This is a genomic window from Pseudomaricurvus alkylphenolicus (assembly GCF_011683955.1).
GTDB classification, from domain to species: Bacteria; Pseudomonadota; Gammaproteobacteria; order Pseudomonadales; family Cellvibrionaceae; genus Pseudomaricurvus; species Pseudomaricurvus alkylphenolicus.
Window position 1 is genome coordinate 1 of the sequence record NZ_JAAQPI010000013.1, and the last position, 25,616, is coordinate 25,616.

Consider the following 25,616-nt stretch of genomic DNA (forward strand, 5'->3'; position numbering starts at 1 on the left):
TCTTTCCCGGTCAAAGATTGACCAGATTGTAGGGCTTCCAGTGCTTTGTTAAAGTCGAACTCGTTGGACATGTGTCGTTCCTTTTGGGTCGTGATTATAGGAATGACACAGAATTTTTAACAGTCCCGTAGCGTGCCCCTCCAACGGACACCCAGCCGCCCGTTGTGGCACAAAATCACCAGCCCCTTTCGTCCTATCCGCAAAGAAAAGACCTGGGAAAAACACCTAATTCCAATGGCCGGTTATGGTGCAAAGAGACGGTGCCAACCCGGTCGCGCTCGGAGCGCGCTGCTACACACGAAGACAAACTGTGCCACGCCGAAGGTCAGCTCCTGACACTCTCCTGACCGTCAGCCCTTACTCAAACAACTGGCCTAAAATGAACAATCAAGGCCAATTTATACTTCTCAGCCCATCATATTGGGGGTAGATGAATGCCACCCTTCTTCCTGATAGCTCTCCTTAAGCTCACTCTCCAACCGATGCAGTTGAAGCAGCATTTCCTTCTGCTGGCGAATACTGTCCCGCAGCTGCTTTTCCAGAGTCAGTACCAGCTCATCCTTCTCACTCTGAACAACCACCTTGCCATCTCGATACACCTGTTCAATCAAACCACGCAGCTGCCTGCGCTCTGACTCCTGAGACTGAAACGCCTTCTGAAAACTGTCTGCGATATCGAGAGCCTCCTGCCCACGCTGAGAATCCGCGATCGTCTCGATTACCTGCTCCCGCATGCCCGCCAGCAAATCCTCATAATGCATAGGACCCGTGGCCTGAAAGGTATCCAGAGTCGCATCCAGAGACGTCGAATAGAGCTTCAAAGAAGACAAATGATGAGGGTCCACACTCTTATCCATTGAGCGCTGCTGCAATTGCTCATCCACCTGATGCCGGCAGTGCTCGATAAAAGCACTCACACCCGCCTTAAAACGACGATCCTGACTCTGCCGCAAATGATCAAGCTTCTTCGCATAAACCTGCTTCAGCTTCGCCTGCTTGGCTTTCAACTCCCGGGCAAGCGTACGCTCAACTTCATAGCGCTGACGCCAATTGGCCAAAATGCCACTGATCTTCTTGCGGTCGATCATCAATCCCAACACAACAGCCGCCAGCACCGTAACCATCGGTACAAGGGCAACAATGATCATCTTTAAAGTAAACATATTGCGCCTGATCAGCCTGTCGTGAAGTGAATGCGTCTGTCTCTTCTCAAGAGCGTTTATCTCGAACGGACGAGTGCTAATATCCGCTTATTCTATCGGCTGTCGTCCCTTAAAACTAATAGTATGATGACATAGAAAAAACGCAATGCCCAAAATCTGGTTATATCATCATTTTTCCGGTTTTTTGGGACAAATCGCCTCCACATCCCCCTCAGAACGGGAGGCATATGGAGGCAAAGGGAGAATTACTTGGTCAGAAACTGAATACCGCGATCCAGACCTTCCAGGGTAAGTGGGTACATATGACCATCCACCAGCTTGCGGGTGATGTCGATGGTTTGGGTGTGGTTCCAGTACTTTTCAGGTGTCGGATTGAGCCAGATCACCTTCTGGTAAGTATCGGTCAGCCGTTTCATCCACACGTGTCCCGGCTCCTCATTCATGTACTCTACACATCCGTACTGACTGGTAATTTCATAGGGTGCCATTGAGGCATCTCCCACAAAAATCACCTTATAGTCACTGGCGTAGGTATGCAGTACATCAAACATGGCCGTCGTGTCGGTGTTGCGCCGACGATTGTCCTTCCACAAGTACTCGTAGACAAAGTTATGGAAGTAAAAGTACTCCATATGCTTGAATTCTGTCTTGCAGGCCGAAAACAGCTCCTCACAGACCCGCACATAGGGATCCATTGAACCGCCCACATCAAAAAACAGCAACACCTTCACGGCATTGTGGCGCTCCGGAACCATCTTGATATCCAGAAAACCGGCATTGTTGGCGGTCGAGCGAATGGTATCGTCCAGATCCAGCTCCTCGGCCGCCCCCGTACGTGCAAACTTACGCAATTTGCGCAGTGCCACCTTGATATTGCGGGTACCCAGCTCAACGTCGTCCGCCAGATTTTTGAACTCGCGTTTATCCCAAACCTTTGCTGCAGACTTATTGCGACTTTCGCCACCAACACGAATGCCCTCAGGGTTATAACCGCTGTTACCAAACGGTGAAGTGCCGCCGGTACCGATCCACTTGTTGCCGCCCTGATGACGTTTTTTCTGCTCTTCTAGGCGCTTGTTAAATTCCTCGATCAGCTTTTCCAGCCCACCCAGGGATTCAATTTTGGCCTTCTCTTCGTCGCTCAGGTGCTTCATAAACTCCGCCCGGGTCCATTCATCCGGGATCAGCGCCTCGACAATGCCTTCCAGGCTTTCAAGGCCCTTAAAATAGGCGCCAAAAGCCCTGTCGAATTTATCGAAATACTTTTCGTCCTTGATCAGGCAGGTTCGCGACAACAGATAGAAGTCGTCAACACTGCCGAAGGCCAGCTGTTTTTCCATAGCCTCCAGCAACACCAGCAGTTCTTTCAGCGACACCGGCACTTCCGCTTTGCGCAGGCCATAAAAGAAATTGACCAGCATCAGTCACTCCTCAGTCAGATTTGCCGACTTACGCGTTCTGGCGACGGGTCATAAAGGCCAGACGCTCCAGCAGATGCACGTCCTGCTCGTTTTTCAGCAAGGCACCATAGAGAGGTGGAATCGCCTGGCGGGTGTCGCCGCTTTGCAGAACCTCATCGGGAATATCGTCCGCCATCAGCAACTTCAGCCAGTCTACCAGCTCGGAAGTCGAAGGCTTTTTCTTCAGGCCAGGCACCTGACGAACGTCAAAGAAGATATCCAGCGCGTCACGAACCAGGTCCGCTTTGATGCTGGGAAAATGAACATCAATGATCTGCTTCATGACTTCTCGGTCAGGGAAGCTGATATAGTGGAAAAAGCAGCGCCGCAGGAAAGCATCCGGCAGTTCTTTCTCGTTGTTACTGGTGATGATTACGATCGGACGATGCTTGGCTTTGATCACCTCGCCTGTCTCGTAGACGAAGAATTCCATCTTATCGAGTTCAACCAGCAGATCATTGGGAAACTCGATGTCCGCCTTGTCGATTTCGTCAATCAGCAGAACCACCTGCTCGTCGGACTCAAAGGCCTCCCAAAGTTTGCCCTTCTTCAGGTAATTGGCGATGTCATGGACTTTGTCATTGCCCAGCTGTGAGTCACGCAGGCGGGAAACGGCGTCGTATTCATAGAGTCCCTGCTGGGCCTTGGTGGTGGACTTGATGTGCCACTGAATCAACCGTTTGCCCAAAGCACCGGCCACTTCTTCTGCCAGCATGGTTTTACCAGTGCCAGGCTCTCCCTTGACCAGCAAGGGACGCTGCAGAGTAACGGCAGCATCCACCGCCATGCGCAGGTCATCCGTGGCTACATAATTCTCGGTACCTTCAAACTTCATGTCTTGCTTCCTCGATTTTGAACGCGACGAGTCTAACACAGCCAGTCACACGGATTCCCGAAACACCGCGACTTAGGGGTCGATTTAGTCAAAACTAACAACAAATCGGCTGATTTGACCCATAAGTGTCTCTTACCGAAAACGGCGGGCTAGGGGCCAAATTGGCGTGCACGGTCAAATATCCCCCTCTTTGGCCTCTCCTGCCAGTTTCAATCAAAGTCGAATTCGGTTAAATTTGTACACCCGTGCAATTCTTACAGCATCATTGTTGGATACAGGAGAAACCGAATGAACAGCGCCGTAGAAGCCACCCGGCTGGAGTCCGTTGATACCTCCACACCCAGCCGATTCCAGCAAGTTTTTGACAAGCAGCGCCAGGCTTCCCGCGAGGCGCCATATCCTTCTTTGGAACAGCGGCTGGAAAGGCTGGAAAAGCTTGAAGCACTCCTGACCAACAACCAGGATGCCATCGCTGACGCCATCTGCGAGGACTACGGTAATCGCTCCAGCCAGGAAACCCGCATGCTGGAGATATTCGGATTAATCAGCGGCATCAACTACACGAAAAAGCGCCTGAAGAAATGGATGAAGCCCCAGAAACGTCATGTGAGCATGGCTTACTTTGGCGCCAAGAACACTGTGATTCCCCAGCCCAAGGGCGTTATCGGTGTGGTGACCCCCTGGAACTATCCACTGTTCCTGGCCCTGAGCCCTTGCACCAGTGCACTGGCAGCGGGTAACCGCTGCATAGTGAAGATGGCTGCCAACTCCCAGACCCTGGCCAGGCTGATGGACCAGCTGATCAGCAATGCCTTTGATGAAGATGTGCTGGCCGTTATTCCCGGTGTGTCTGCCACCGAATTCACCCATCAGCCATGGGATCATCTCGTATTTACCGGTTCTCCCGGCACCGCCAAGACCGTAATGGAGACGGCCGCGAAAACACTGACCCCTGTCACCTTGGAACTGGGTGGCAAATCTCCAACCATCATCGGCGAAGACTTCGATATCAACACCGCCGCCGAGCGCATGATGTTCGGTAAATTCCTCAACGCCGGACAGACCTGTGTGGCCCCTGATTATGTATTTGTTCCTCGCGATAAGGTTGAGGCTTTTGTCGAAGCGGCTAAAAAGGTGGTTAAGGGTCGATATCCGTCGGCCTCCAGCAAAGACTACACCTCCGTTATCGACCAGAAGGCCTTCAACCGCTTGAGCAGCACGCTGGAAGATGCCCGCAGCAAAGGTGCCCGCCCGGTGAATCTACTGGGCAATGATCCGATCGACGAAGAAAACCGTAAGATTCCCCCTCATGTGGTTCTGGATACCAGCGACGATATGGTCATTATGCAGGACGAAATTTTCGGCCCGCTGCTGCCGATTAAAGCTTATGACAATATTGATGACGTTATTCGCTACATTAACGCCAATGAACGCCCATTGGCGCTTTATCTGTATAGCGATGATGCGAAGCTACAGGAGAAGGTGATTTACAACACTCTGTCTGGCGGCATGTGCATTAACGACAGTGTTTTTCACGTTGCGCAGCACGATATGCCCTTTGGTGGTGTTGGTAACAGCGGTATGGGCCATTATCACGGCCAGGAAGGATTTATCGAGTTTTCAAAACTTCGCCCCATCTTCAAGCAGGCGAAGTTCAGCGGCGTACTGGCAATGGCTCCCCCCTACGGGAAAACCTTTGAGAAGATGTACAACATGATGATTAAATTCAAACTCTAGGGCACATACAAACCACCCACGGGGGCTCACAGGCCCCGTGGGCGTATGACAAACGCACCATTCAGAGCTTTGCAATCAAACTCATGTTGACAGGGAAGTCTTCCAGCATCCAGGAGAAATAACCGCTGCGGAAGTAAAACACATTGCGAAATCCCCAATAGACACTAACGGCAGAGGCATAAGCACTGCGCAGGCAGTTACTGCTGTTGCAGTAAATCACCAACGGTGTATCGCGGGTGATGCCGTTGGCGCCATAGAGCTTGGCGAAATCCCGCTGAAAATCCAGATGAATGGCCCCGTCAATGTGGCCAATTTCCCACTCTTCGTCGCTGCGCACATCAATAAATACCGCGCCTTTGTCATACAAATGTTTAGCCTGAAAGACATTGATGGTATGAGCTCCACTGATCGCCAATGGCGATTGATCAGCCATTAAGGGTGAGGCAAGGGACAGTAAAACCACTAACAACAGGGGCTTTACCTCAGACAGAGTGAAGGGCATAACAACACCTCCGACGACACTTTATTTAAGTGTAGGTCAGTGATATCTGCCGCTTAGTGTGTTTTCGTCTAAGAAAGTGATGAGAAGTGGTGCTTATTGAAACGGATCAGTCTTCGTCGTCGTCATCATCCAGCTCTACGTCGAGCCATACTTTATTGACCAAATCGTCATTAAACTCAATATAGAGGCTGCGCTGACGCGTCTGCTGCTGACGATACTGGAACAGCAAAATCAGACGAACCCGGGACTTTACTTGTTGCTGATAATGGTAGGTAAAGAGCATGTTATCGCCGATCAGGCGCTTTTCATCCGGTTCACCCAGATGTCGCATCACCCAAGCCTTGGAGGTTCGGCCCTTGTTGATGGAATTGATCAGCGTATGGGGCAGCGGACGATCACCTTCCTCATAACTGACCTTTTCACTGATATCCAGCACCTGACAGGCACTGAGCAGCGTAAAACATAACGTCATCAGGACAATATTACGGACCATGATCGCGCCCCTGTCGAGTCAGGCCGCCGATGGAGACTGGTGATTCATCAACTGCAGCAACGAGGCCTCGGCCTTGGATATACCGCAGCGTCTCGCCACTTCTTCCGGTTTGACTCCCGCCTGCAGCAAACTGTTGGCATCACGCAGACCATCGTCGCGGTTGCCAGGCACCAAATGTCGCTGTTCACCCGCTGGTGCCTGCGCCTCGTGCAGCCGATCTTCGAAACTGGGAGCGGTCTTTACAATGGCATCCTTACTCAATACCGGAGCCTGTGCATTACCCTGTTGCTCCAGGGCAATCAGTCGTTTACCCATGCCAATGGCACTGCTGTTGGTCACTTGCAGGTTTCGCTCAAGACGCTGGAACAGCTTCTGGGTCAGCTGAGCCTGTTTACGCAGTCTCAACACACATACCAGTGCCAAAGCAAACGCCAGCCAACCCACTACCGTTGCGGCTACCAGCGCCATATCCAGCCACAGGTTTTCTGACAACAGCATCATCAAGCTCCTCTTACCCAGCAGTAATTGCAGGGATAAATATTAGTCTTAAACGTTTTCCAGCTCCGCCCACTCTTCGTCGGTAAGCAGTTTGTCCAGCTCTACCAGAATAAGCAGTTCATCATTCTTATGACACACGCCCTGGATAAACTTGGCACTCTCTTCGTTACCGACATTGGGCGCGGTTTCCATTTCAGATTGACGCAGGTAAACCACTTCCGCGACGCTATCGACAAGAATACCCACCACGTGGGTATCGGCTTCGATAATCACAATCCGGGTATTGTCCGTGACCTCACCTGGCTCCAAACCAAAACGATGACGGGTATCGATAACGGTAACCACGTTTCCGCGCAGATTGATAATACCCAACACGTAATGAGGCGCGCCCGGCACGGGGGCGATATCCGAATAACGCAACACCTCCTGCACTTGCATCACATTGATGCCGTAGGTCTCCCCCGCCAGCTTGAAGGTGACCCATTGCAACATTGGGTCTTCGCTGGTCTTGCTTTTCGTTGAGCTGGTTGCCATATGGTTATTCCTCAGTAGGGTCGCGTTTTGCGGCGCGATCAATGTCATCCTGTGGTACAAGCTCACTGCCACTGCCGCAGAGGCGTCAGAATTCAGACACATGCTTCAGTTTACTATAGATAACAGCAGCTTCTATGCCAGTCTATCGACTGAATGTTTAAATATTTGAGTATCGATGGGTAAATCAGTGTGTATTGTTATTGTTGGCAGCAGACGGGGCATTCGCATCGGCCTGTTGAAGCAACTTACCCATGGTGGGAATATCAATCAGAGCGCACATATGCTCCTTAACCGTTCCCGCCAACCAAGGTCTTTTACTGCGTTCGCTGCGCCATTTGACGTCTTCCGGCTGCAGAGAAATCGGTTGGTTCACGGAGTCCACTGCCAACCCCCAAGGCAGGCCATCAATCGATACCACATATTTGGCTGATTGCAGAAAAGCGTCGTCGTATCGCTCCGGCATCACAAATTTAGCGGTATTGACCGTTCGGATTTTCCCGACCGGGGTGGGCTGCAGCCCCATAAACCAGTCAGCCTGCCCAAATAGTGGTGTCAAGTCTTCGGTCAGCGGCTGAATCTGCCCGAGCGCAATCAGAGGCACAGCCAGAGTCAGACCAGACACACTGAACAACAGCACCTCGAAGCGTTCCTGTGCCCAGACCGGGCGCCCGTTAGGCATCCAGGCCAGGGAATCTTCGGAATCCTGCTGAGTACTCTCGGCCACTGCTGGCTCCGAGGCTATAGTTTCAGAAACCGAAGGTTCAGGAACTATCGGTTCAGGAACTGCGGGATCAGAGACTTGGGGTGCGGGAACCAGAGGAGCTTCCGACACAGCGGGCTTCGAAACCACCGGTTTCGGAGCCAGAGATTCAACCACAACCTCCGTGGGATTGGGTTTGAGCGCCTTCCGCACCGTTTTTTCCCGAATCTTCGTCTCCGCCAGTAGCCGGGCTTTGGTGCGGGCATCTATTTCAGTATGCGTCAGCGTTTTTTCGACCACCGGGCGCTGAACCTTCACTTCAACGGCGGGCTCCGGTGGTGCTGATTTCAATAATCTTGCCAGTTTCTGTTTGGCCAGCCGCTCAGCGACGTTCTTGGCACTGTTGAGCTCGGAAATCTGCGGTGGATTGTCCGCTGGAGGAATCGGGGTTGCCGGTTCTTGCTGGGGTTGTGGAGTCGGGGCTGCCGAGCTCGGAGGCGCAGCATTGGGGCGGCGCTGAGGTGTTTTGGGGGGTTGATAGCCTTGAGTATCCTCCTCAGCATCGAACCCTGTCAATAATTCGTCGAAATAGCCCTGAAGAACGTCTTTGGATGAGCCGCTCACGAGGCTGCCCTCTCCGCTTCCCGCCTCACATTGGCAAGACCACGGCTCAATTGCCACTTCAGTAACGAGCGATAGGCATCAACTGCGCGCCCCACCGGCTGGAACAAATGCGGTGGAACCCCCGCCTTACTGGCGTCTCGCAACTTGGTGTCAACAGGTACCTTGCCGGGCCAGACTCTGTCGCCGTAGGCATTTCTAATCGAGCGCAGACTGCTGATCGATGCCTGTGTACGCCGATCAAACATGGTGGGCACGATAGTATAGCTCAAGGGTTGCTTGCGGGACTTAGTCATCATTTGCAAAGTCTGGGTCATGCGCTCCAGGCCCTTGAGAGCCAGGAACTCAGTCTGCACCGGAATGATCAGTTGCTGGCAGGCGGCCAGCGCATTGATCATCAGAACCCCCAGCACCGGTGGGCAATCAATCAGAGCAATGTCATAGTCTTCGCGCAACATGGACACGGCACGACTGATGACCAAACCCATACCGTCCTGGTTGATCGCCTGTCGCTCCAGCGTTGCCAGCGCCAACGAAGCCGGAATCAGGTCCAGATTGTCAAACTTTGTTTTTACCACACAACTGCGTGCCAACTCAGGCGTGAGCGATTGACGCTCGTGAAACAGGGTAAAGGTACTGTTTTCAACAGTGTCCGGATCAAAGCGAAAATAGCTGCTCAGGGAACCATGCGGATCCAGATCAAGCAGCAGCACACGCCTCCCCTGCTCGGCGCACAGGCCTCCCAAGGCAACCGTAGTCGTGGTTTTGCCAACACCACCTTTTTGATTCGCAATGGTCCAGGCCAGCAAGCCTCTATCCCCTTGAACTGCAATGAGAAGATTAATATAACCGTTGAGATGTCGGTATTCTGTCCCAGGCTACAAGATCACACGCTGCAAAGCGGTGGTCAAGTGGCCATGGTCAAGCAGCGAAGATCGACCGCCAACGAAATTCTGTCACCACCACAAACAAGGCAATAACCATATAGAATTCCGCCAAAATATCGTCTCTTATAGCTATTTGACGGGAATACAGGCAAACTTTATGCCTGAATGGTTATTGTCGCTGTTCTGCCTCCCTTCTGTAAAGTTTCCGTCCCTTCAATAACTCTATTCGAAAATAGATCGCATCAATTTCTGGGTAGATCGGGATCACTGGTAAACAACAAGCCTCCGTCCGCTTTCTCAACAGGCCTGATCGTCCTTTCGCCAGTCTCATCCGTGGCGGGCTCAGAGGCTGTCTCTGTGGACCCGGCATTCGCAGGTTGCGTGCCTTCATCCTGTTCTGAGACTTCTGTCTCCGGTGCCGTGGCAGGCTCTGCGGCAGCCGTCGGATTCTCGGCAATAGCATCGGTATCTAGCCCCGGCTGGGGAAACGGCGAGGTCACTTCACGTTGGGGAGGATCAACGGCCCCGGCGATTTGATCAGCGGAATTGACATTGGGGCGCTCGGGACGGTCTCTGGCAATCATCAGTACCACACGCCGGTTGGCGGCACGCCCCTCTGCTGTGGCATTATCCTCTACCGGTTGATACTCCCCATAACCCACCGCCGACAGCCTTTGCGGCTGAATCCCCGACGATGCCAACAATTTGACCACAGATGCCGCTCTCGCAGCGGACAACTCCCAATTGCTTGGATAGCGCGCATTATTGATGGGTACATTGTCTGTGAAACCTTCTATCTGCACCGGGTTGTTATAGCCACGCAGCAGCGCTGCCACATCTGCAAAAATCGACCGGGCCTGCAGTGTTGGCTGCGCATTCCCCGTGGCGAACAGAATGGAAGACTTGAGTTCAACCTCAAGCCAAAGCTCGTTACTGTGAACCTGTACCAGCTCATCATCGATCAGGTCGGCAAATTCGTCTTCAAAGAGATCAGACAACTGGGGTAAATCGGCTGTTTTGTCGAAAGCTCCTTCCCCGGCAGACAGGCTGTCTTCGGTCGGCCTTGCACCATCACCGGCGTCGCCGGAGATTTCCGAGGGCTGGCTCGACAATGATGGGCTACCGATCTGCAGGGGGTCCAGAGAAGCCACCGGTTCTCCGGGCTGGGTTTCATCACGGGCGGAGAGCGGTGATTTGGGCAACGTCTGGCTGAAGGCCTCAGTCAGGGTTTCGGAGAGCACCCGATATTTGCTTTCACTGACCTGAGAAATTGAATACATCACCACGAAAAACGCAAACAGCAAGGTGATAAAATCTGAATAGGACACCAGCCAGCGTTCGTGGTGCGTATCAACTTCTACGGGTCGCCGTCTGGGCATGGAACGACCCTCCCGTCAAGGCAGATAACCGTTGAGTTTGACTTCGATATTGCGGGGGTTCTCACCCTCGGCAATGGCAATAATGCCCTCGATGATCAACTCACGATATTGGGACTGACTCTGGATGCAGGTTTTGATTTTGTTGGCGACAGGCAGCAAAAACAGGTTCGCAAACGCAACGCCGTAGATAGTGGCAACAAAGGCAATGGCAATGCCGGGCCCCAACTCATTGGGGTCGGCGAGATTACGCATCACGTGGATCAATCCCATCACCGCGCCTATGATACCAATCGTCGGCGAGTAGCCACCCATGGATTCGTAAAACCTCGCGGCATCCAGATCGCGCTGCTCATTGACGATCATCTCTGTCTCAAGCACCCGCCGGATGGATTCCGGCTCACTGCCGTCCACCAGCAGCTGCAAGCCTTTTTGTGCGAAATGGTCAGCCTCTGTTTCGGCCATTGTTTCGAGACCGAGCAGGCCTTCTTTGCGCGCTGCCATGGCCCAGCGAACCACTCTGTCCAATCCATCCTGAAACAGGTTTCGCGGCGGATTAAATACCCAGGGAAAGATCGCAAATGCACGGCGCATTTGCAGCCAGGGGGTTTGCAGCATGGCCGCCCCCAGCGTTCCACCAATGACAATAATAGCCGCAGGTGCGTTCAACAGGGATTGAATGGACCCCCCTTCCAGAAAGTTGCCACCAATCAGTGCGGCAAATCCGAGAATCACACCCAACAGGCTGAGAATATCCATGCCTCATAGTTCCTTGGCCAGCGCCGGGCCAATATCTTTGAGCCCCAGCACCCGGTCGGTCAGACGGGCACGGGCAACAGCCATCGGCATACCGTAGATGACGCAGCTCGCTTCATCCTGGCTCCAAATGGCGCCGCCCTTTTGCTTGATCAACCGCGCACCTTCACAGCCATCTGACCCCATGCCAGTCAGGATAACTCCGAGGCTCTGTCCGCCATAGGCGTTGGCGGCGGAGCCAAAGGTGATGTCAACGGAGGGCTTATAGTTGACTCGCTCATCACCGGGTAACACTCTCACACAACCGGCGCCGCGCTTGTCCACCATCAGTTGCTTGCCGCCTGGCGCGAGCAGTGCCAGCCCGGGCCTCAGCTGATCTCCATCCACGGCTTCGCGCACACTGATCTTGCACTGCCGATTCAGGCGTTCGGCAAACGCCTTGGTGAAGTTTTCCGGCATATGCTGAATCAAAACAATCGGCAGTGGAAAGTTCGCGGGCAGTTTGGTCAGCACATCAGAGAGCGCTACCGGACCACCTGTGGAGGCTCCTATCAGGAGCAATTTAACCTGGCCCTTCAGGCTGCGTGGCTCCGGTTTTGCTGGCGCCGCCGGACTCGAGGGTCTGGTGGGCACCGAGCGTTGCAACGCTGAGGACTTTGAAGATGGTGAGGATTGAATAGAACCGGCTGCTGTTGCCGGCGCCCGCCGCTGGCGAGCAATGGCCAGCAGGCGATTGTGCAGTTTCTTTTTGAGTGTCGCGGAATCGCTGGAGATCTCGGCAAAGTTTTTTGGCAGAAAATCTACCGCACCCGCTTCCAACGCATCCAGAGTAGTACGCGCGCCTTCGTAGGTGAGCGATGAAAACATCAGGATGGGCACCGGCCGCTCAGCCATAATTTTACGCACTGCCGTAACCCCATCCATCACCGGCATCTCGTAGTCCATGGTAATGAGATCGGGTTTGAGACTGGCGGCTTTCTCCACCGCTTCACGGCCATTGGCGGCAATGCCGACAACTTTCAGCTCAGGATGCTCATTGAGCATTTCCTTGAGCCTGTGCTGAAAGAAGTTGGAATCATCAACAATCAGTACTTTAAACTCCATCAGCGCTCACCTCTCGCTGCGAGTTTTATGGCACGCCCACCATTAACATTGGATTCAAAAGAAGAACAAAGAATTTGATGACAACCCAGTCGCATGAACATCCCGTATGTAATTTATTGGCTTGCTGAAGATGCCTGGCCCGGGGTGCCTTCTTGCCTTCCATTTTTGCAGACAATCAGGCGTGCCCGGCGTAACGCTTCAGCATGCTGGGCACATCCAGAATCAGCGCGATGGTACCGTCACCGGTGATCGTCGCACCGGCCATTCCGGGAGTGCCATGTAACATTTTACCCAGCGGCTTGATCACCACCTCCTCCTGGCCTATCAATTGGTCAACCACGAACCCTACCCGCTGAGTACCCACTGATACGATAACCACGTGGGCTGCGTCGGGTTGCGGATCGTTCATGGCACCATTCACCAACCAGCGCTTGAGATGGAAAATCGGCACCGCTTTTTCCCTTACGGTAACACATTCCTGCCCGTCGACCACATTGGTACGGGTCAAATCCATATGGAATATCTCGTTCACGCTGACCAGCGGCAGTGCAAAGGTCTGCTTGCCAAGCATAATCATCAGTGTTGGCATGATGGCCAGAGTCAGGGGTACCTTAATGGTAATACGAGTCCCCTCGCCCATCACCGAGTTGATTTCGATGGAGCCATTGAGCTGGGTAATCTTGGTTTTCACCACATCCATGCCCACGCCCCGACCGGACACGTCGGAAATTTCCTTTTTAGTGGAAAAACCAGGTGCAAAGATCAGGGAAAATGCCTCTGTATCCGACAGGCGTGCCGCAGCATCTTCGTCCATCAGACCTTTTTCCACTGCAATACCACGCAGTTTATCAGGGTCCATACCACCGCCATCGTCCGTGATCGACAACAGGATATGATCGCCTTCCTGCTCGGCAGCGAGGATTACCTTGCCAATCCGGGGTTTGCCTTTGGCCTCGCGGTCGGCCGGCAGTTCAATACCGTGATCCACCGAGTTGCGCACCAAGTGCACCAGCGGATCCGCCAGAGCCTCGACCAGGTTTTTATCCAAATCGGTCTCTTCACCCTGCAGTTCCAGGTTGATCTCTTTTTTAAGATTTCTGGCCAGGTCACGAACCACCCGAGGAAATCGCCCAAATACCTTTTTGATGGGCTGCATTCGGGTCTTCATAACCGAGGTCTGCAGGTCAGCCGTCACCACATCCAGATTGGCCACAGCCTTGGACAACACTTCGTCGTTGGCCTTGAGTCCCAGGCGCACCAGGCGATTACGCACCAGCACCAGCTCTCCCACCATATTCATGATGTCATCGAGCCTCTGGGTGTCTACCCGAACCGTGGTTTCGCCGGCAGGTGCCGATGCCTGGGCCCCACCGTCGCGACCAGCGCCCCGTGCGGCGCTTTTGCCTCTGTCAGGCCCTGGGGCAGGAGCAGGAGCCTCGGTTTTCTCCGGCTTGGCAGCTTTCGCTTTGGGGGCTGCCGGTTTTGGAGTTTCTGCCGGGGGTTGTGGTTTGGCGGCAGGCTGTTGCGGGGCGGCTGCCGGAGCGGCGCCAGCTTCTTTGCCGGGGCCCTTGCCCTTGCCGTGCAATTCGTCCAGCAGCGCTTCAAATTCATCTTCGGTGATGACGTCATCACCACCACCGGCCGCAGCTGAAGGCGCAGGCTCTGGAGTCTGGGCCGCAGGAGCACCGGCACCGGGCCCTTTGCCCTTACCGTGCAATTGGTCCAACAGCGCTTCGAATTCATCCTCGCTGATGTCGTCACCACCATTGGCAGCAGCTGGTGCGGAGGCAGTTGCGGCCGCAGTGGGCTCGGCCCCCGGAGGGGAAGCCGACGAGCCTACTCCAGGCCCCTTGCCCTTACCATGCAACTGATCAAGCAGCGCTTCAAATTCATCTTCGCTGATGTCATCGTCGCCACCGGCTGGTGCTTCGACAGCGGCAGGCACCGCGCTTTGTGTCTGCTGAACAGGTGTATCGTCACTGATCGCGTTCAGCAGTTCTTCGAATTCCGAATCCGTAATATCACCATCGCCGCCGCCCGCGCCCAGGGTCGAAGGCGCCGCCTCGGTTTCAGCAACCAGTTCTTCCTGCTGCACCTCTAACACGGGTTCAGCGACGGTTTCGACTGCACCACCGGCCAGATCTTCACAGGAAACCAATCGTTCCAGGGCGGCAAGCAGTTCGGGGGAGGCGTGCTCAACCTCTGTGCGCTGGGATACCTGCTCAAACTGGTGATTAACGGTATCGAGTGCCTGCAGCACCACGTCCATTAATTCCGAAGTCACCGTACGCTTGCCGTTACGGAGAATATCAAACAGATTTTCTGTCACATGGCAGCATTCCACCATGGCATTCAGCTGCAGAAAACCGGCGCCCCCCTTGACCGTGTGAAAACCGCGAAAGATGGCGTTCAGCAGATCGGTATCGTCGGGACGCTGCTCAAGATCCACCAGTTGTTCGGACAGAAGCTCAAGGATTTCTCCCGCTTCAACCAGAAAATCCTGGAGAATTTCTTCGTCATCACCGAAACCCATTCATCGCTCCTTCAGAACTGAATCAGAAACCCAGACTCGACAACAAATCGTCAACATCATCTTGTCCGGACACCACATCTTCCCGCTCTGCGGCGTGGATTTGTGGTCCTTCGGCCGCCACCTGTTTGGGTTTTTCAGCAGCCTCCGGTTTTGTATCGGCGGCGTCAGCCAAACCTGTAATTTCTTCGACCTGACCTGCTATTCTCACCAGGCTTACCAGGCTTTCTTCCACCTCGCGGATTAATCCAATCACACGTTTAAGCACCTGTCCGGTGAGGTCCTGAAAGCCTTGCTCGAGAATAATATCCTGCAGATTTTTATTGAGTTCGCCAGTACCCTCACGCATATCGCCTAGAAAGCTGTCCATGCGCTTGTACACTTCGCGAAATTCATCGGCGGTCATCTCACGACGTCGTAATCGCCCCCACTGCTCGTGCAATGCAGACGCCTCTTCGCCGAGATTAATGGCGATAGGTGCCGAAGCCTCAACCATATCCATGGTTTTGTCCGCGGCGTTTTGTGTCATTTCTATGACATAGTTGAGTCGATCAGAAGCGTCCTGGATTTCGGAGCTTTCAATTTCCGGCGGTTCACTGCTCAAATCGCCATCCACGTGGAAATTGACGATGGCGCTGTGAAGCCCCCTTGTGAGTTTGCCAACCGCGTTAAACATGTTGCGGTCGCGCACCTCCAACAGCTTTTGAATCAGGTCAGAGGCCCCCTCCAGATCGTCACTGCTCAGTTTTTCAGACAGTTGTGTGGCACAATCGCGAAGCTCCTGGATAAACTCCTGATTATTGTGCAGCTCGGATTGATTATCCATTGCCAAACCTTTTTCACTTTTATCGTTGTTATCCGTCTACGCGCTCGAAGATCTTCTCAATTTTCTCCTTCAGAGCCGCAGCGGTAAAAGGTTTAACCACGTATCCATTCACTCCGGACTGTGCCGCCTCGATAATCTGATCGCGTTTGGCTTCGGCGGTCACCATCAATACTGGTAGAGACGACAGGCGCTCATCTGCCCGTACGGCTTTAAGCAGGTCGATCCCTGTCATTCCCGGCATATTCCAGTCGGTTACCAGAAAGTCGAAGTCCCCACTTTTGAGCATTGGCAGAGCGGTCAAGCCATCGTCGGCCTCCTGGGTATTGGTAAATCCCAGGTCTCTCAGTAGATTCTTAATAATCCGTCGCATCGTCGAGAAATCATCGACAATGAGGATCTTCATGTTTTTGTCCAATGCAGCCTCCATATGTCCCGGGCATGGGATTTACTAACTAATAGTCTAGTAGCTGGTCAGCGGGTAGCCAGTTTTTGCCAAGCCGTTGAAAACTGGGTATTTTTTGTTCAGAGCCCGCTTGAGTTCAGCATCTCCGCAGAAGGTACTCACAATCGCCCCAAGGGTCAATCACTCTCCCGCCAATCTGCCAGCCGGGATCTGAGTCTGAGCGCCGCCTGGGAGTGGATCTGACTGACTCGGGACTCACTAACGCCTATAATTTGACCAATCTCTTTGAGATTGAGCTCCTCATCATAGTACAGCGCCAATACCAATCTTTCCCGCTCCGGCAATTGGGTTATCGCCTGGGCCAGCGATTGCTTTAGGGATTCTCTCTGGAATCCTTCCTGGGGAGGGGCAAATGCCATGCTGACGCCGTCACCGCTCTGGCGGCCATCGTCGTCACCAAAGCTTTCTTCAAAACTGAACAGACGACTGGATGCAGAGTCATTGAGCATGGCGTGATATTCATTAATACTCACACCCATTTCTTCAGCCACTTCCTGATCAGTGGCGTCCCGACCACACTTTGATTCAACCGTGCTGATGGCTTCGCTGACGCGCCTGGCGTTTCGGTGCACCGATCTTGGCGCCCAGTCACCGCGTCTCATTTCGTCGACAATGGCGCCACGAATACGGATGCCGGCATAGGTTTCAAAGCTTGCGCCCCTGGAAGCATCGTACTTTTGGGAGGCTTCCAACAAGCCGATCATACCCGCCTGGATCAGGTCTTCCACCTGCACGCAGGCTGGCATACGCATCATCATATGGTGGGCAATGCGCTTAACCAGCGGAGCGTATTGCTCAACGTCAACCGTCGTCAGACTTTTCTGAGTGTCGTCATACATGGCTAAGCCGTTAACTGCTGGCATTGGTTTGATCCTGCATACTCGTCATAGTAAACGTCTGTCAACAATTCGCTAATAACCCGCTCCCGCTGACTGCAACAGTCGTTCTACGAAAAACTCCAGATGTCCTCGTGCCGCGCTGGGCAGTGGCCACTGGTCAATCTTCTCCGCCATACTGCGGATCGCCTGCGATGCTTTGCAGTTGGGGGCATATTCCAACAGGGGCCGCTGACGCTGCACCGCCTTGCGAACATTCTCATCAAAGGGGACATGCCCGACGTACTGAAGCGAGACGTCAAGAAAACGCTCACATACCATATTCAATTTGTTGTAAAGCGCCTGCCCTTCCTGAGCGCTCCGCGTCATGTTGGCCACCACGCGAAAACGAAACATGTCGTACTCTTTGTTGAGCAATTTGATCAATGCATAAGCATCTGTGATAGAAGACGGCTCATCACACACCACCACCAGAACTTCTTGGGAGGCGCGCACAAAACTGACCACGGTGTCGGAAATACCGGCAGCTGTATCAACGATGAGCACATCCAGTTGATTGCTGAGTTCGCTGAAGGCATTGATCAGCGCAGCGTGCTCCTGAGGGCCCAAAGCCGCCATTTGCTGTACACCCGATGAGGCAGGAACCACCTTTACGCCCCCCGGACCAGTGACCATCACCTCTTCCAGAGAGCAGGTCCCAGCGAGAACGTCAGCAAGATTGTGCTGGGCTTTGATGCCCAGCAACACATCGATGTTGGCCAGTCCAAGGTCGGCATCCAGCAATACTACCCGGCGTCTCATCTTGGCCAGCGCCACGCTCAGATTCACTGAGATGTTGCTCTTGCCAACGCCACCTTTACCGCCGGTAACGGCAATCACTTGAACCGGACGTGTTGGACTCATGTATCTGTTGTCTCCTGAGTGAATTCCCGCCTGGAATCCAGCTGCCTAATTAGGTCTAAAAGTAAATCTGTGCGTAGCCTGTCAGTTCAGCTACTTATTATAGGCGTCTCTGCTGCACAACAGCTAGCCGTGCCATGCGTTAACTATGGTGTAGTTTGGTGACGGACTGACTGGCCGCCGCCGATTTCATCAGCGCTACCGCCCTGGCCACCAGTTTGTGCCCCCGAGCGACATTCAAATCCTGCGGTATCTCCTGGCCGTCGGTGGTGTACAGCAGGGGCAGATGGTGCTCCAGTAACACACTGATGCCCTCTCCGAGGCTGGCGGTTTCATCCAACTTGGTCAAAACGCAACCAATGGGTCGAGCCGCCTGGTGAGCGTGTATGGTCGCTTTCATCATTTGCAGCTGGGAATTGCTGGCCATGACCAGCAATGGCTGGATTTCCGGGGCCAGTGCCAATGCCTGGAGCTGTTCCCTGAGCTGCACATCTCCCTGGCGGAATCCCGCCGTATCAATCAACACCAGAGGACACCCCTTGAGGCTGCGCAGAATGGCAGGCAAATCCTGGTTATCGTCCACGACCTTGACCTGAACATTGAGAATGCGACCCAGCGCCCGAAGTTGATCATGAGCCGCAATGCGGAAGGTATCTGTCGTCACCAGCGCAACATTTTCGGGCCCGTTCTCGAGCACGTAGCGGGCCGCCAGTTTGGCGATAGTAGTGGTTTTTCCTACACCGGTGGGTCCCACGAAAGCAAATACCCCACCCCGCATCACCAGGTCGTCCGCATTTCCAACCGGTATAGCGTGAGCCAACGCGGCCAGGGCATCCGTCCAGGCCTGCTGCATGGTGCCGCTTTCCCGCACTTGGCCAATAACCTGTTGGGCCGCAGCATCCGTCATGCCCATATGCTTAAAACGCCGTATCAGGCCGGCAACAATGGGTGAGGAATGTTGAGGAGTTTGCGCCATGCGGGTGAGCTGCTCTTCCAGCAACAGACGCATATCAGCAAGTTCAGATTGCAGGGACTTTAGCTGTTCCTCCTGTCGAACCTCCAGCTCCGTGGCAATTTTGGGTTCAACACGAGCGCTGGCCGTCTCTGGTTTGTGGAACGATTGGGTGGGCTCCACATTGTAGTCTGGCTTTGGTGCCATTGACGGTTCGATACGCTGTGGAGATTCTCTTCGGCTCAGTTCTTCAATGGAGACATCCAGGCGGCGCTGTTCTCTTTTGGCGGCCAACATTCGCTGGCGCGCTTGCTCAATCTCCTCAGCCAACTCGGCCGGCGTCTTGCCGGAAGCCATTCCCCTCACCGGCGCGGAATGATCAGACTCTGACTTGGCTGAGGTTGCTGCCAGAGAGGGCCTGGATTGAACGGAGTTCGCGATCGGTGGGTTTACGATCGTGGCATGGCCCTGAACTGCCTCTTCCACTGCGAGCTGCTCACGCCAGGAAGCATCGCTGTCCATGGGCACATCGACACCCGGCATCGGCGTATCCACGGGCGATGGAGGGGTGGCCTGTGCCGGCTCGGGCTGCAGACTGGTGAGAATCTCAACCCCCTGTTTGATCCGTCGACTGGATAAAATGATGGCATCCGGGCCCATTTCCTGTCGCACCAGCTCCAGGGCCCTGCGCATATCCGCCGCTACAAATCGCTTCACAGACATTGATATTCCTCCAGCGACCGCCCGGGACAACCCCCGACGACGCCTGTTTTACCGTTGCTTGTCATCTGTCCAGGGCACGCTTCAGCCCTGGGCTCCCACCGAAGCCTCGATGGTAATTTGTTTGTTGTCGGGGATTTCCGTGTACCCCAATACATGCATATCCGGCAGGCTGTACCGCACGAATTTCGACATTGTCATCCGGATCGGTGCCGCCACCAGCAGAATCACCGGCTTGCCCTTGGCTTCCTGCTGCTGTGCCGCCTCAATCAGGGACTGCTGCAGCTTTTCAGCCAATGAAGGCTCAATAAAGGTGCCGTCACCGCCAGATTTTTGTGCCTGCTGAACGGTCTGAAGCAATAATTGTTCCAAACTGGCCTCCAGGGTCATTACCGGAAGATCCGGCTCAGGCCCGACAATACCCTGCACAATCTGCCTCGACAGCCCCACCCGGGCCTGAGCAATCAAAGCGTCAGTATCTTGACTGTTGACCCCCGAGGCAGCCAAGGACTCAGCAATGGTACGCATATCTCGGATGGACACGCGCTCGCGCAGCAGTCCCTGCAGAACTTTGAGTAATGCGTTCAGTGTAACGGCACCAGGCACCAACTCTTCGGCCAGTTTAGGCGAGGCCTCCGCCAGCTTGTCCAGCAGCTTCTGAACTTCTTCGTGACCCAACAGCTCGTAGGAATGTTTGTGCAATATCTGATTGATATGGGTGGCTACCACCGTGCTGGCGTCGACAACGGTATAACCCAGGGTCTGGGCCTGATCCTTCTTGTCGCTATCAATCCACACCGCCTCGAGACCGAAGGCCGGGTCGGTGGTGACAATGCCATCGATACTGCCGAACACCTGCCCGGGATTAATCGCCAACTCCTTGTCCGGATGCACTTCGGCCTCACCCAATGTCACCCCCATCAGACTGATGCGATAGGCGTTGGGCATCAAATCCAGGTTGTCTCGAATATGAACCGAAGGAATCAGGAACCCGACTTCCTGAGACAGTTTTTTGCGAACCCCCTTGATTCGGCTCAGGAGCTCACCACCCTGATTCTTGTCCACCATCGGAATCAATCGGTAGCCCACTTCCAGGCCAACAATATCGACGGGCTGTACATCGTCCCAACCGATATCGACGGGTTCAGCGGGTGTGACATCGGCTGCATCGACCGTGACCGGACCACCTGTCGGTGCACCCGGAGTTGGCCCGACCGGCACCAGCCCGGAACCCGGTGCCGCTCCTGGCACATCTCCGGTCATTTCACGCTGATACTGACGATAGTAAAGAAACAGGGCGAGGCCGGCAGCCAGGAACGCCAGCCCCAGGAACGACAGATGAGGCATACCCGGGATAACGCCCATAATAAACAGCACCATCGCCGCCACTGCCAGCGCCTTGGGTGAATCAAACATCTGCCGCATGACCTGCTTGCGAACGTCCTCGGAGCTGTTGACGCGGGTGACCATGATCGCGGCCGAGGTCGACAGCAACAGAGAAGGAATCTGGGCGACCAGGCCGTCGCCAATGGTTAACAGAATGTACTTCTGCAAGGCATCCTGAAACTCCAGCTCGTGTTGCACCATACCCACGATCAGTCCACCAATAATATTGAGCACCAGAATCAGGATGCCGGCAACGGCATCGCCACGTACAAATTTACTGGCACCGTCCATCGCACCATAAAAGTCGGCCTCAGCAGCCACATCTTCACGGCGGGTTCGAGCCTCGTCCTGATCAATCAGCCCCGCATTGAGATCGGCGTCAATGGCCATCTGTTTGCCAGGCATCGCATCCAGAGTAAAACGCGCACTCACTTCTGAAATTCGCCCGGCGCCTTTGGTGACCACGACAAAGTTGATGATCATCAGGATGATAAAGATGATGATCCCCACTGCGTAGTTACCGCCAATCACCACCTCACCAAAGGCCTGAATCACCTTGCCTGCGGCATCCCCCCCCTGATGCCCTTCGAGCAGAACGACACGGGTCGATGCCACATTCAGTGCCAGCCGCAACAGTGTCGCCACCAGCAGAATGGTGGGAAATACCGCAAAATCCAGAGGGCGCAGGGAATAAATACCCACCAGCAGAACCACAATGGACAGGGCGATATTGAAAGAGAAGAACAGATCCAGCAGAAATGGCGGCAGAGGCAGCGTCATCATGCCCAGCAGCATCAACAGCAGAATGGGTATCCCCAAGTTACCTTGACCGATGCTGCGGACGTGATTGATGGCGTCCTTGCGGTCAATACTGGAGGCAAACTGACGGAATTCGGACAGAGAATTTGATGCCATTGAGATACGGATTCTTGACGGTTTACTGCGTTAGCAGCAGATAGGGCAAGAACCGTACCAGTGGCTGACAGACTTCGCTATAAACCGATATCAGACTTACGCACACGAGCCAAATCCGGTGCGATCAGGCTACTGATATAGAGGTACTCATCGGTTTCGCTGGCGCCGGTCGTCAACGGATATCGAGCCTCAGGGTCCTGCAGGTTGGCAACCACCTGCCCTTCCCCATTGATGGCCAGAATATGCCCATAGAATTTGGCCTTGGGCCTGACAAAGGAAGGCAGACGCTGAACCATTTTCCGAACAAAGGGCTTGTTGGCGAGATTGTCCAGCAGCGCGATTCGCGGAGAAGTAAAACCCAGCCAAAAGCGTCCCTGTTGGCCGGCAATAATATTGTCCGGGAAACCGGGCAGATTATCGATCAACACCTCAGCAGTGCCGGCCTTGGCACCTGCAATCCAATACTTCCAGACACGATACTCAGAGGTTTCGTTCACCAGGAGAAATTCACCCGATGGATCAGCCGTCACGCCATTGGCGAAGCTCAAGCCCGACATAATGACCCGGCTTTCACCGGAAACTGGATCCCATTCGATCACCCGACCGGTATCGCCATGTTCCAGGATGTCCACCAGACTGGCCTTATAGGTACTGCCGTAGGCCTTTGCCGAAAAGCGGGCGGTAGAATCGCTGAGATAGAGTTTGCCATTAGCGGCCAGTACCAGGTCATTGGCATAGAGCAGCGGCTTGCCGTCCACTTCGGTCAAACGCCGTGTCAGCCGGCCATCGGAATCGACATGAAAGACCCCCTCGAAAGCATCGGCCACCCAGAAATCGTTGTTGGCACCCAGACAAATTCCCAGCGGCCGGCCAGGTAATTTAACCCAGTTCTCAGCCTCCCTGACGCCCGGCCTCCAACGCACAATCCAGCCTTGCTCCGTGGTGGCGTAGACAAAACCACTGGCGTCGACCACCACGCCTTCGGGCCCGGATTGTTCGGGCATGACCATGGGCTCAAACTGACGCAATGCCTGGTTAACCTGATAGTCGCCCTCATAGGCCGGGGCCGTTGGGGCCGACCAGCTGCGAGGCTCGACAGGTACTGGCCAGAATAAGAAGTACACCGCCAGAATCGCAAAGATTATGGCAATAGTTCGTTTCAGCATGGACTTTCCTTAATCAGGGATCAAAGCGCATCTCTTCGGGGACATCAATGTTTCTGGGGAACGGCGGTCGTTCTCCCTTGCCCTTACGATAATTGCGCAACTGGAAAACATACGCCAGTATCTGCGCCACTGCCATATAGAGCCCGGCGGGAATCTCCTGGTCCACGTCGGTAGTATGATAGATGGCTCGAGCCAGAACTGGAGATTCCATAATCTGCACGTCGTTGGCCTTGGCCACTTCCCGGATTTTCAGAGCGAAAAAGTCCACCCCTTTGGCCAGTACGATGGGAGTCTGCATGGTGTCCGGATCATACTTGACTGCTACGGAAAAGTGCGTCGGGTTGGTAATCACCACATCGGCCTCGGGCACGGCCGCCAGCTGTCGGTTATTGGCCATCTCCCGTTGCAACTGCCGAATCCGGCCTTTGACTTCCGGCTTACCCTCACTGTCTTTCATTTCGTCCTTGATATCCTGACGCGACATCTTCAGCTTGCGGCTGTGGTCCCACATCTGAAAAGGCACATCCAATATCACGATAAACAGCGTAATGGCAGACAATGCAATGGCCGCCCAACCGGCGAGCTTGAACGAGTCGACGATTGCCGGATTCACTGCCTGGTTGGCTAACTCCAGCATGTCCTGTTGCATACTCACCAGCAGCAGAATAGCCAGACTCAGAATCAGCAGCACCTTGGCCACCGCCTTAACCAGCTCGATAAGGCCTTTAACGCCAAACATGCGCTTGAGGCCCTCCATGGGATTCATGCGACTGGCCTTGGGCGCCATGGCTTTGACACTCCATAACCAGCCACCCAGAGCAATCGGCCCCAGGATTGCCGCCACCAGCAGAATCGAAAACAGCGGCACCAGAGACCAGAGTGCGTCGGCGAATGAGTGAGCAAGCTGCTGAACCATCAGCGCAGGATCAAATACCACGCGTCGGTCCAGGGAAAAGTTATATCGCGAGATATCGAGCAGGCGTTGGGACATAAACGGCATTAACACAAACAGCCCGACACTGCCGGCAATCAGAATCGCAGAGGTGGTCAACTCCCGCGATCGGGGAACCTGACCGTCTTCGCGAGCCTTTTCCAGCCGTTTCGGCGTGGGCTCTTCTGTTTTTTCCTGACTGCTGTCGTCTTCGGCCATCAGGGTATCCTGAGAAACTGGTAGAGCACATTAAAGCCCTCTTCCAGAAACAACTGATAATTGGGTAGAAACCCAGGCATGCTGAACCACATCAGTAACAACCCGAAAATGAGGGTAATGGGAAAGCCCACAGTAAACACGTTCATCTGTGGCGCTGCACGACTCATCACGCCAAAAGAAAGATTGACCACCAGCAGAGAGGTTAATACCGGCATCGCAATCAACAGTGCCCGGCTGAACATCCAGCTACCGCCGCTGGCCACCTGCCAGAAGATATCTGAGGTCATTCCCTGGGCGGCAATGGGAATGGTGTTAAAGCTCTCGATGATCATCTGAAATACGACCAAGTGCCCATCCATGCTCAGAAACAGCAATGTCGTAAGAATCAGATAGTAGTTTGACAGCACAGTCACGGCGACACCGCTAGACGGGTCATTCATCTGAGCAAAACCCAACCCCATTTTCATCGCCACAAACTGCCCCGCCAAGACAAACAGGTGAAATACCACCTGAAGAAAAAAACCCAGCGTCAATCCGATAAGTATCTGGTGCAATACAATCAATAAGCTGCCCAGGGATAATGGTGGAACCTCAGGCATTGGCGGTAACAGCGGCACAACCAGCAAGGTAATCGTCAACGCCAATACGATACGTACCCGTGCCGAAACAACACGGGTGCCGATGATCGGCATCGCCATAAACAGCGCGCTGATACGAAACAGGGGCCACAGGTATCTGCCCACAAATTCGGTAATCTGACTGTCTGTGAGATACCACATGAGGGGTCAGCCGATCAATTGTGGGATCTGGCGGATCAGGTTATTAAACAAGTCCATAAACTGCTGTATCAACCAGGCGCCAGCAACCATAATGGTTCCCAGTGTGATCAGCAATCGCGGCAAAAAACTGAGGGTCTGTTCGTTAATCTGGGTGGCCGCCTGGAACATGCTCACCAGCAATCCCACCACCAGACTGGGACCCACAATCAGCGACACCATTACCACCGTCAGGTAAAAGGCGGTGCCTAACAGGTCCATCACCACTTCCGGAGTCATCAGTTCACCTCGCTAGCTCAGCCCAAGTTGGTACTGAATCCCAGAGTCTGC

The 25,616-nt window shown here is 54.1% G+C and carries 24 protein-coding genes; 1 reads left to right on the top strand and 23 read right to left on the bottom strand.

All coding sequences use genetic code 11. The annotated features are described in order from the left end of the window. Positions 1-407: 407 nt before the first annotated feature. The 3 genes from HBA55_RS26430 to HBA55_RS26440 all read right to left on the bottom strand — a co-directional run bounded on the left by HBA55_RS26430 (position 408) and on the right by HBA55_RS26440 (position 3,458). The gene (locus HBA55_RS26430; RefSeq protein WP_166997665.1) at positions 408-1,163 is read right to left on the bottom strand and encodes a hypothetical protein; all 756 of its coding nucleotides are present in this window, start codon (positions 1,161-1,163) and stop codon (positions 408-410) included. Between the two features lie 245 nt (positions 1,164-1,408). Further along, complete coding sequence (locus HBA55_RS26435; RefSeq protein ID WP_166997667.1) at positions 1,409-2,584, bottom strand: vWA domain-containing protein; 1,176 nt, start codon at positions 2,582-2,584, stop codon at positions 1,409-1,411. Between the two features lie 28 nt (positions 2,585-2,612). Then, positions 2,613-3,458 carry an AAA family ATPase gene (locus tag HBA55_RS26440; protein WP_166997669.1) on the bottom strand — a complete coding sequence of 282 codons (846 nt, stop codon included), beginning with the start codon at positions 3,456-3,458 and terminating at the stop codon, positions 2,613-2,615. A 288-nt stretch (positions 3,459-3,746) separates the two neighbouring features. Between HBA55_RS26440 and HBA55_RS26445 the strand changes: the two genes are divergently transcribed. Beyond that, on the top strand, positions 3,747-5,195 hold the full coding sequence (locus HBA55_RS26445; protein WP_166997671.1) for a coniferyl aldehyde dehydrogenase: 1,449 nt from the start codon (positions 3,747-3,749) through the stop codon (positions 5,193-5,195). A 61-nt stretch (positions 5,196-5,256) separates the two neighbouring features. Here HBA55_RS26445 and HBA55_RS26450 read toward each other — a convergent pair whose 3' ends face one another. The 20 genes from HBA55_RS26450 to HBA55_RS26545 form a co-directional block, all read right to left on the bottom strand. Further along, a complete protein-coding gene (locus tag HBA55_RS26450) occupies positions 5,257-5,697 on the bottom strand; it encodes a rhodanese-like domain-containing protein (RefSeq protein WP_166997673.1) in 441 nt (146 codons plus the stop codon). 106 nt (positions 5,698-5,803) lie between these two features. Further along, on the bottom strand, positions 5,804-6,190 hold the full coding sequence (locus HBA55_RS26455) for a hypothetical protein (protein ID WP_166997675.1): 387 nt from the start codon (positions 6,188-6,190) through the stop codon (positions 5,804-5,806). A gap of 18 nt (positions 6,191-6,208) precedes the next feature. Continuing rightward, the gene (locus HBA55_RS26460; RefSeq protein ID WP_166997677.1) at positions 6,209-6,691 is read right to left on the bottom strand and encodes a DUF2802 domain-containing protein; all 483 of its coding nucleotides are present in this window, start codon (positions 6,689-6,691) and stop codon (positions 6,209-6,211) included. A gap of 45 nt (positions 6,692-6,736) precedes the next feature. Further along, positions 6,737-7,222: a chemotaxis protein CheW gene (locus HBA55_RS26465; protein ID WP_166997679.1), complete on the bottom strand. Its 486-nt coding sequence runs from the start codon at positions 7,220-7,222 to the stop codon at positions 6,737-6,739. A gap of 184 nt (positions 7,223-7,406) precedes the next feature. Beyond that, on the bottom strand, positions 7,407-8,546 hold the full coding sequence (locus HBA55_RS26470; RefSeq protein WP_338109464.1) for a chemotaxis protein CheW: 1,140 nt from the start codon (positions 8,544-8,546) through the stop codon (positions 7,407-7,409). Next, positions 8,543-9,352, bottom strand: a complete 810-nt coding sequence (locus tag HBA55_RS26475) for a ParA family protein (protein WP_166997681.1) — start codon at positions 9,350-9,352, stop codon at positions 8,543-8,545. The genes HBA55_RS26470 and HBA55_RS26475 overlap by 4 nt, the downstream gene beginning before the upstream one ends. A gap of 320 nt (positions 9,353-9,672) precedes the next feature. Continuing rightward, positions 9,673-10,809: a flagellar motor protein MotD gene (gene motD, locus HBA55_RS26480; protein ID WP_166997683.1), complete on the bottom strand. Its 1,137-nt coding sequence runs from the start codon at positions 10,807-10,809 to the stop codon at positions 9,673-9,675. Between the two features lie 15 nt (positions 10,810-10,824). Beyond that, entirely contained in the window at positions 10,825-11,565 is a 741-nt protein-coding gene (locus HBA55_RS26485) for a flagellar motor protein (RefSeq protein WP_166997685.1), read from the bottom strand. A gap of 3 nt (positions 11,566-11,568) precedes the next feature. Then, positions 11,569-12,666 carry a protein-glutamate methylesterase/protein-glutamine glutaminase gene (locus HBA55_RS26490; protein WP_166997687.1) on the bottom strand — a complete coding sequence of 366 codons (1,098 nt, stop codon included), beginning with the start codon at positions 12,664-12,666 and terminating at the stop codon, positions 11,569-11,571. 175 nt (positions 12,667-12,841) lie between these two features. Then, complete coding sequence (locus HBA55_RS26495) at positions 12,842-15,199, bottom strand: chemotaxis protein CheA (RefSeq protein WP_166997689.1); 2,358 nt, start codon at positions 15,197-15,199, stop codon at positions 12,842-12,844. A 22-nt stretch (positions 15,200-15,221) separates the two neighbouring features. Continuing rightward, complete coding sequence (locus tag HBA55_RS26500; RefSeq protein WP_166997691.1) at positions 15,222-16,022, bottom strand: protein phosphatase CheZ; 801 nt, start codon at positions 16,020-16,022, stop codon at positions 15,222-15,224. Positions 16,023-16,050: 28 nt separating this feature from the next. After that, positions 16,051-16,437: a chemotaxis response regulator CheY gene (gene cheY / locus HBA55_RS26505; protein WP_166997693.1), complete on the bottom strand. Its 387-nt coding sequence runs from the start codon at positions 16,435-16,437 to the stop codon at positions 16,051-16,053. A 164-nt stretch (positions 16,438-16,601) separates the two neighbouring features. Next, positions 16,602-17,324, bottom strand: a complete 723-nt coding sequence (locus HBA55_RS26510) for an RNA polymerase sigma factor FliA (RefSeq protein ID WP_240946316.1) — start codon at positions 17,322-17,324, stop codon at positions 16,602-16,604. A 72-nt stretch (positions 17,325-17,396) separates the two neighbouring features. Then, positions 17,397-18,224, bottom strand: a complete 828-nt coding sequence (locus tag HBA55_RS26515; protein ID WP_166997697.1) for a MinD/ParA family protein — start codon at positions 18,222-18,224, stop codon at positions 17,397-17,399. A 139-nt stretch (positions 18,225-18,363) separates the two neighbouring features. Then, on the bottom strand, positions 18,364-19,896 hold the full coding sequence (gene flhF / locus HBA55_RS26520) for a flagellar biosynthesis GTPase FlhF (RefSeq protein ID WP_166997699.1): 1,533 nt from the start codon (positions 19,894-19,896) through the stop codon (positions 18,364-18,366). 81 nt (positions 19,897-19,977) lie between these two features. Beyond that, positions 19,978-22,074, bottom strand: a complete 2,097-nt coding sequence (gene flhA / locus HBA55_RS26525; RefSeq protein ID WP_420821513.1) for a flagellar biosynthesis protein FlhA — start codon at positions 22,072-22,074, stop codon at positions 19,978-19,980. Between the two features lie 197 nt (positions 22,075-22,271). Then, complete coding sequence (locus HBA55_RS26530) at positions 22,272-23,360, bottom strand: SMP-30/gluconolactonase/LRE family protein (RefSeq protein ID WP_166997703.1); 1,089 nt, start codon at positions 23,358-23,360, stop codon at positions 22,272-22,274. Positions 23,361-23,373: 13 nt separating this feature from the next. Then, the gene (flhB, locus tag HBA55_RS26535) at positions 23,374-24,510 is read right to left on the bottom strand and encodes a flagellar biosynthesis protein FlhB (RefSeq protein WP_166997705.1); all 1,137 of its coding nucleotides are present in this window, start codon (positions 24,508-24,510) and stop codon (positions 23,374-23,376) included. After that, the gene (fliR, locus tag HBA55_RS26540) at positions 24,510-25,289 is read right to left on the bottom strand and encodes a flagellar biosynthetic protein FliR (RefSeq protein WP_166997707.1); all 780 of its coding nucleotides are present in this window, start codon (positions 25,287-25,289) and stop codon (positions 24,510-24,512) included. Before fliR ends, flhB begins: the two co-directional genes overlap by 1 nt. A gap of 6 nt (positions 25,290-25,295) precedes the next feature. Beyond that, entirely contained in the window at positions 25,296-25,565 is a 270-nt protein-coding gene (locus tag HBA55_RS26545) for a flagellar biosynthetic protein FliQ (protein WP_166997709.1), read from the bottom strand. Positions 25,566-25,616 lie beyond the last annotated feature (51 nt).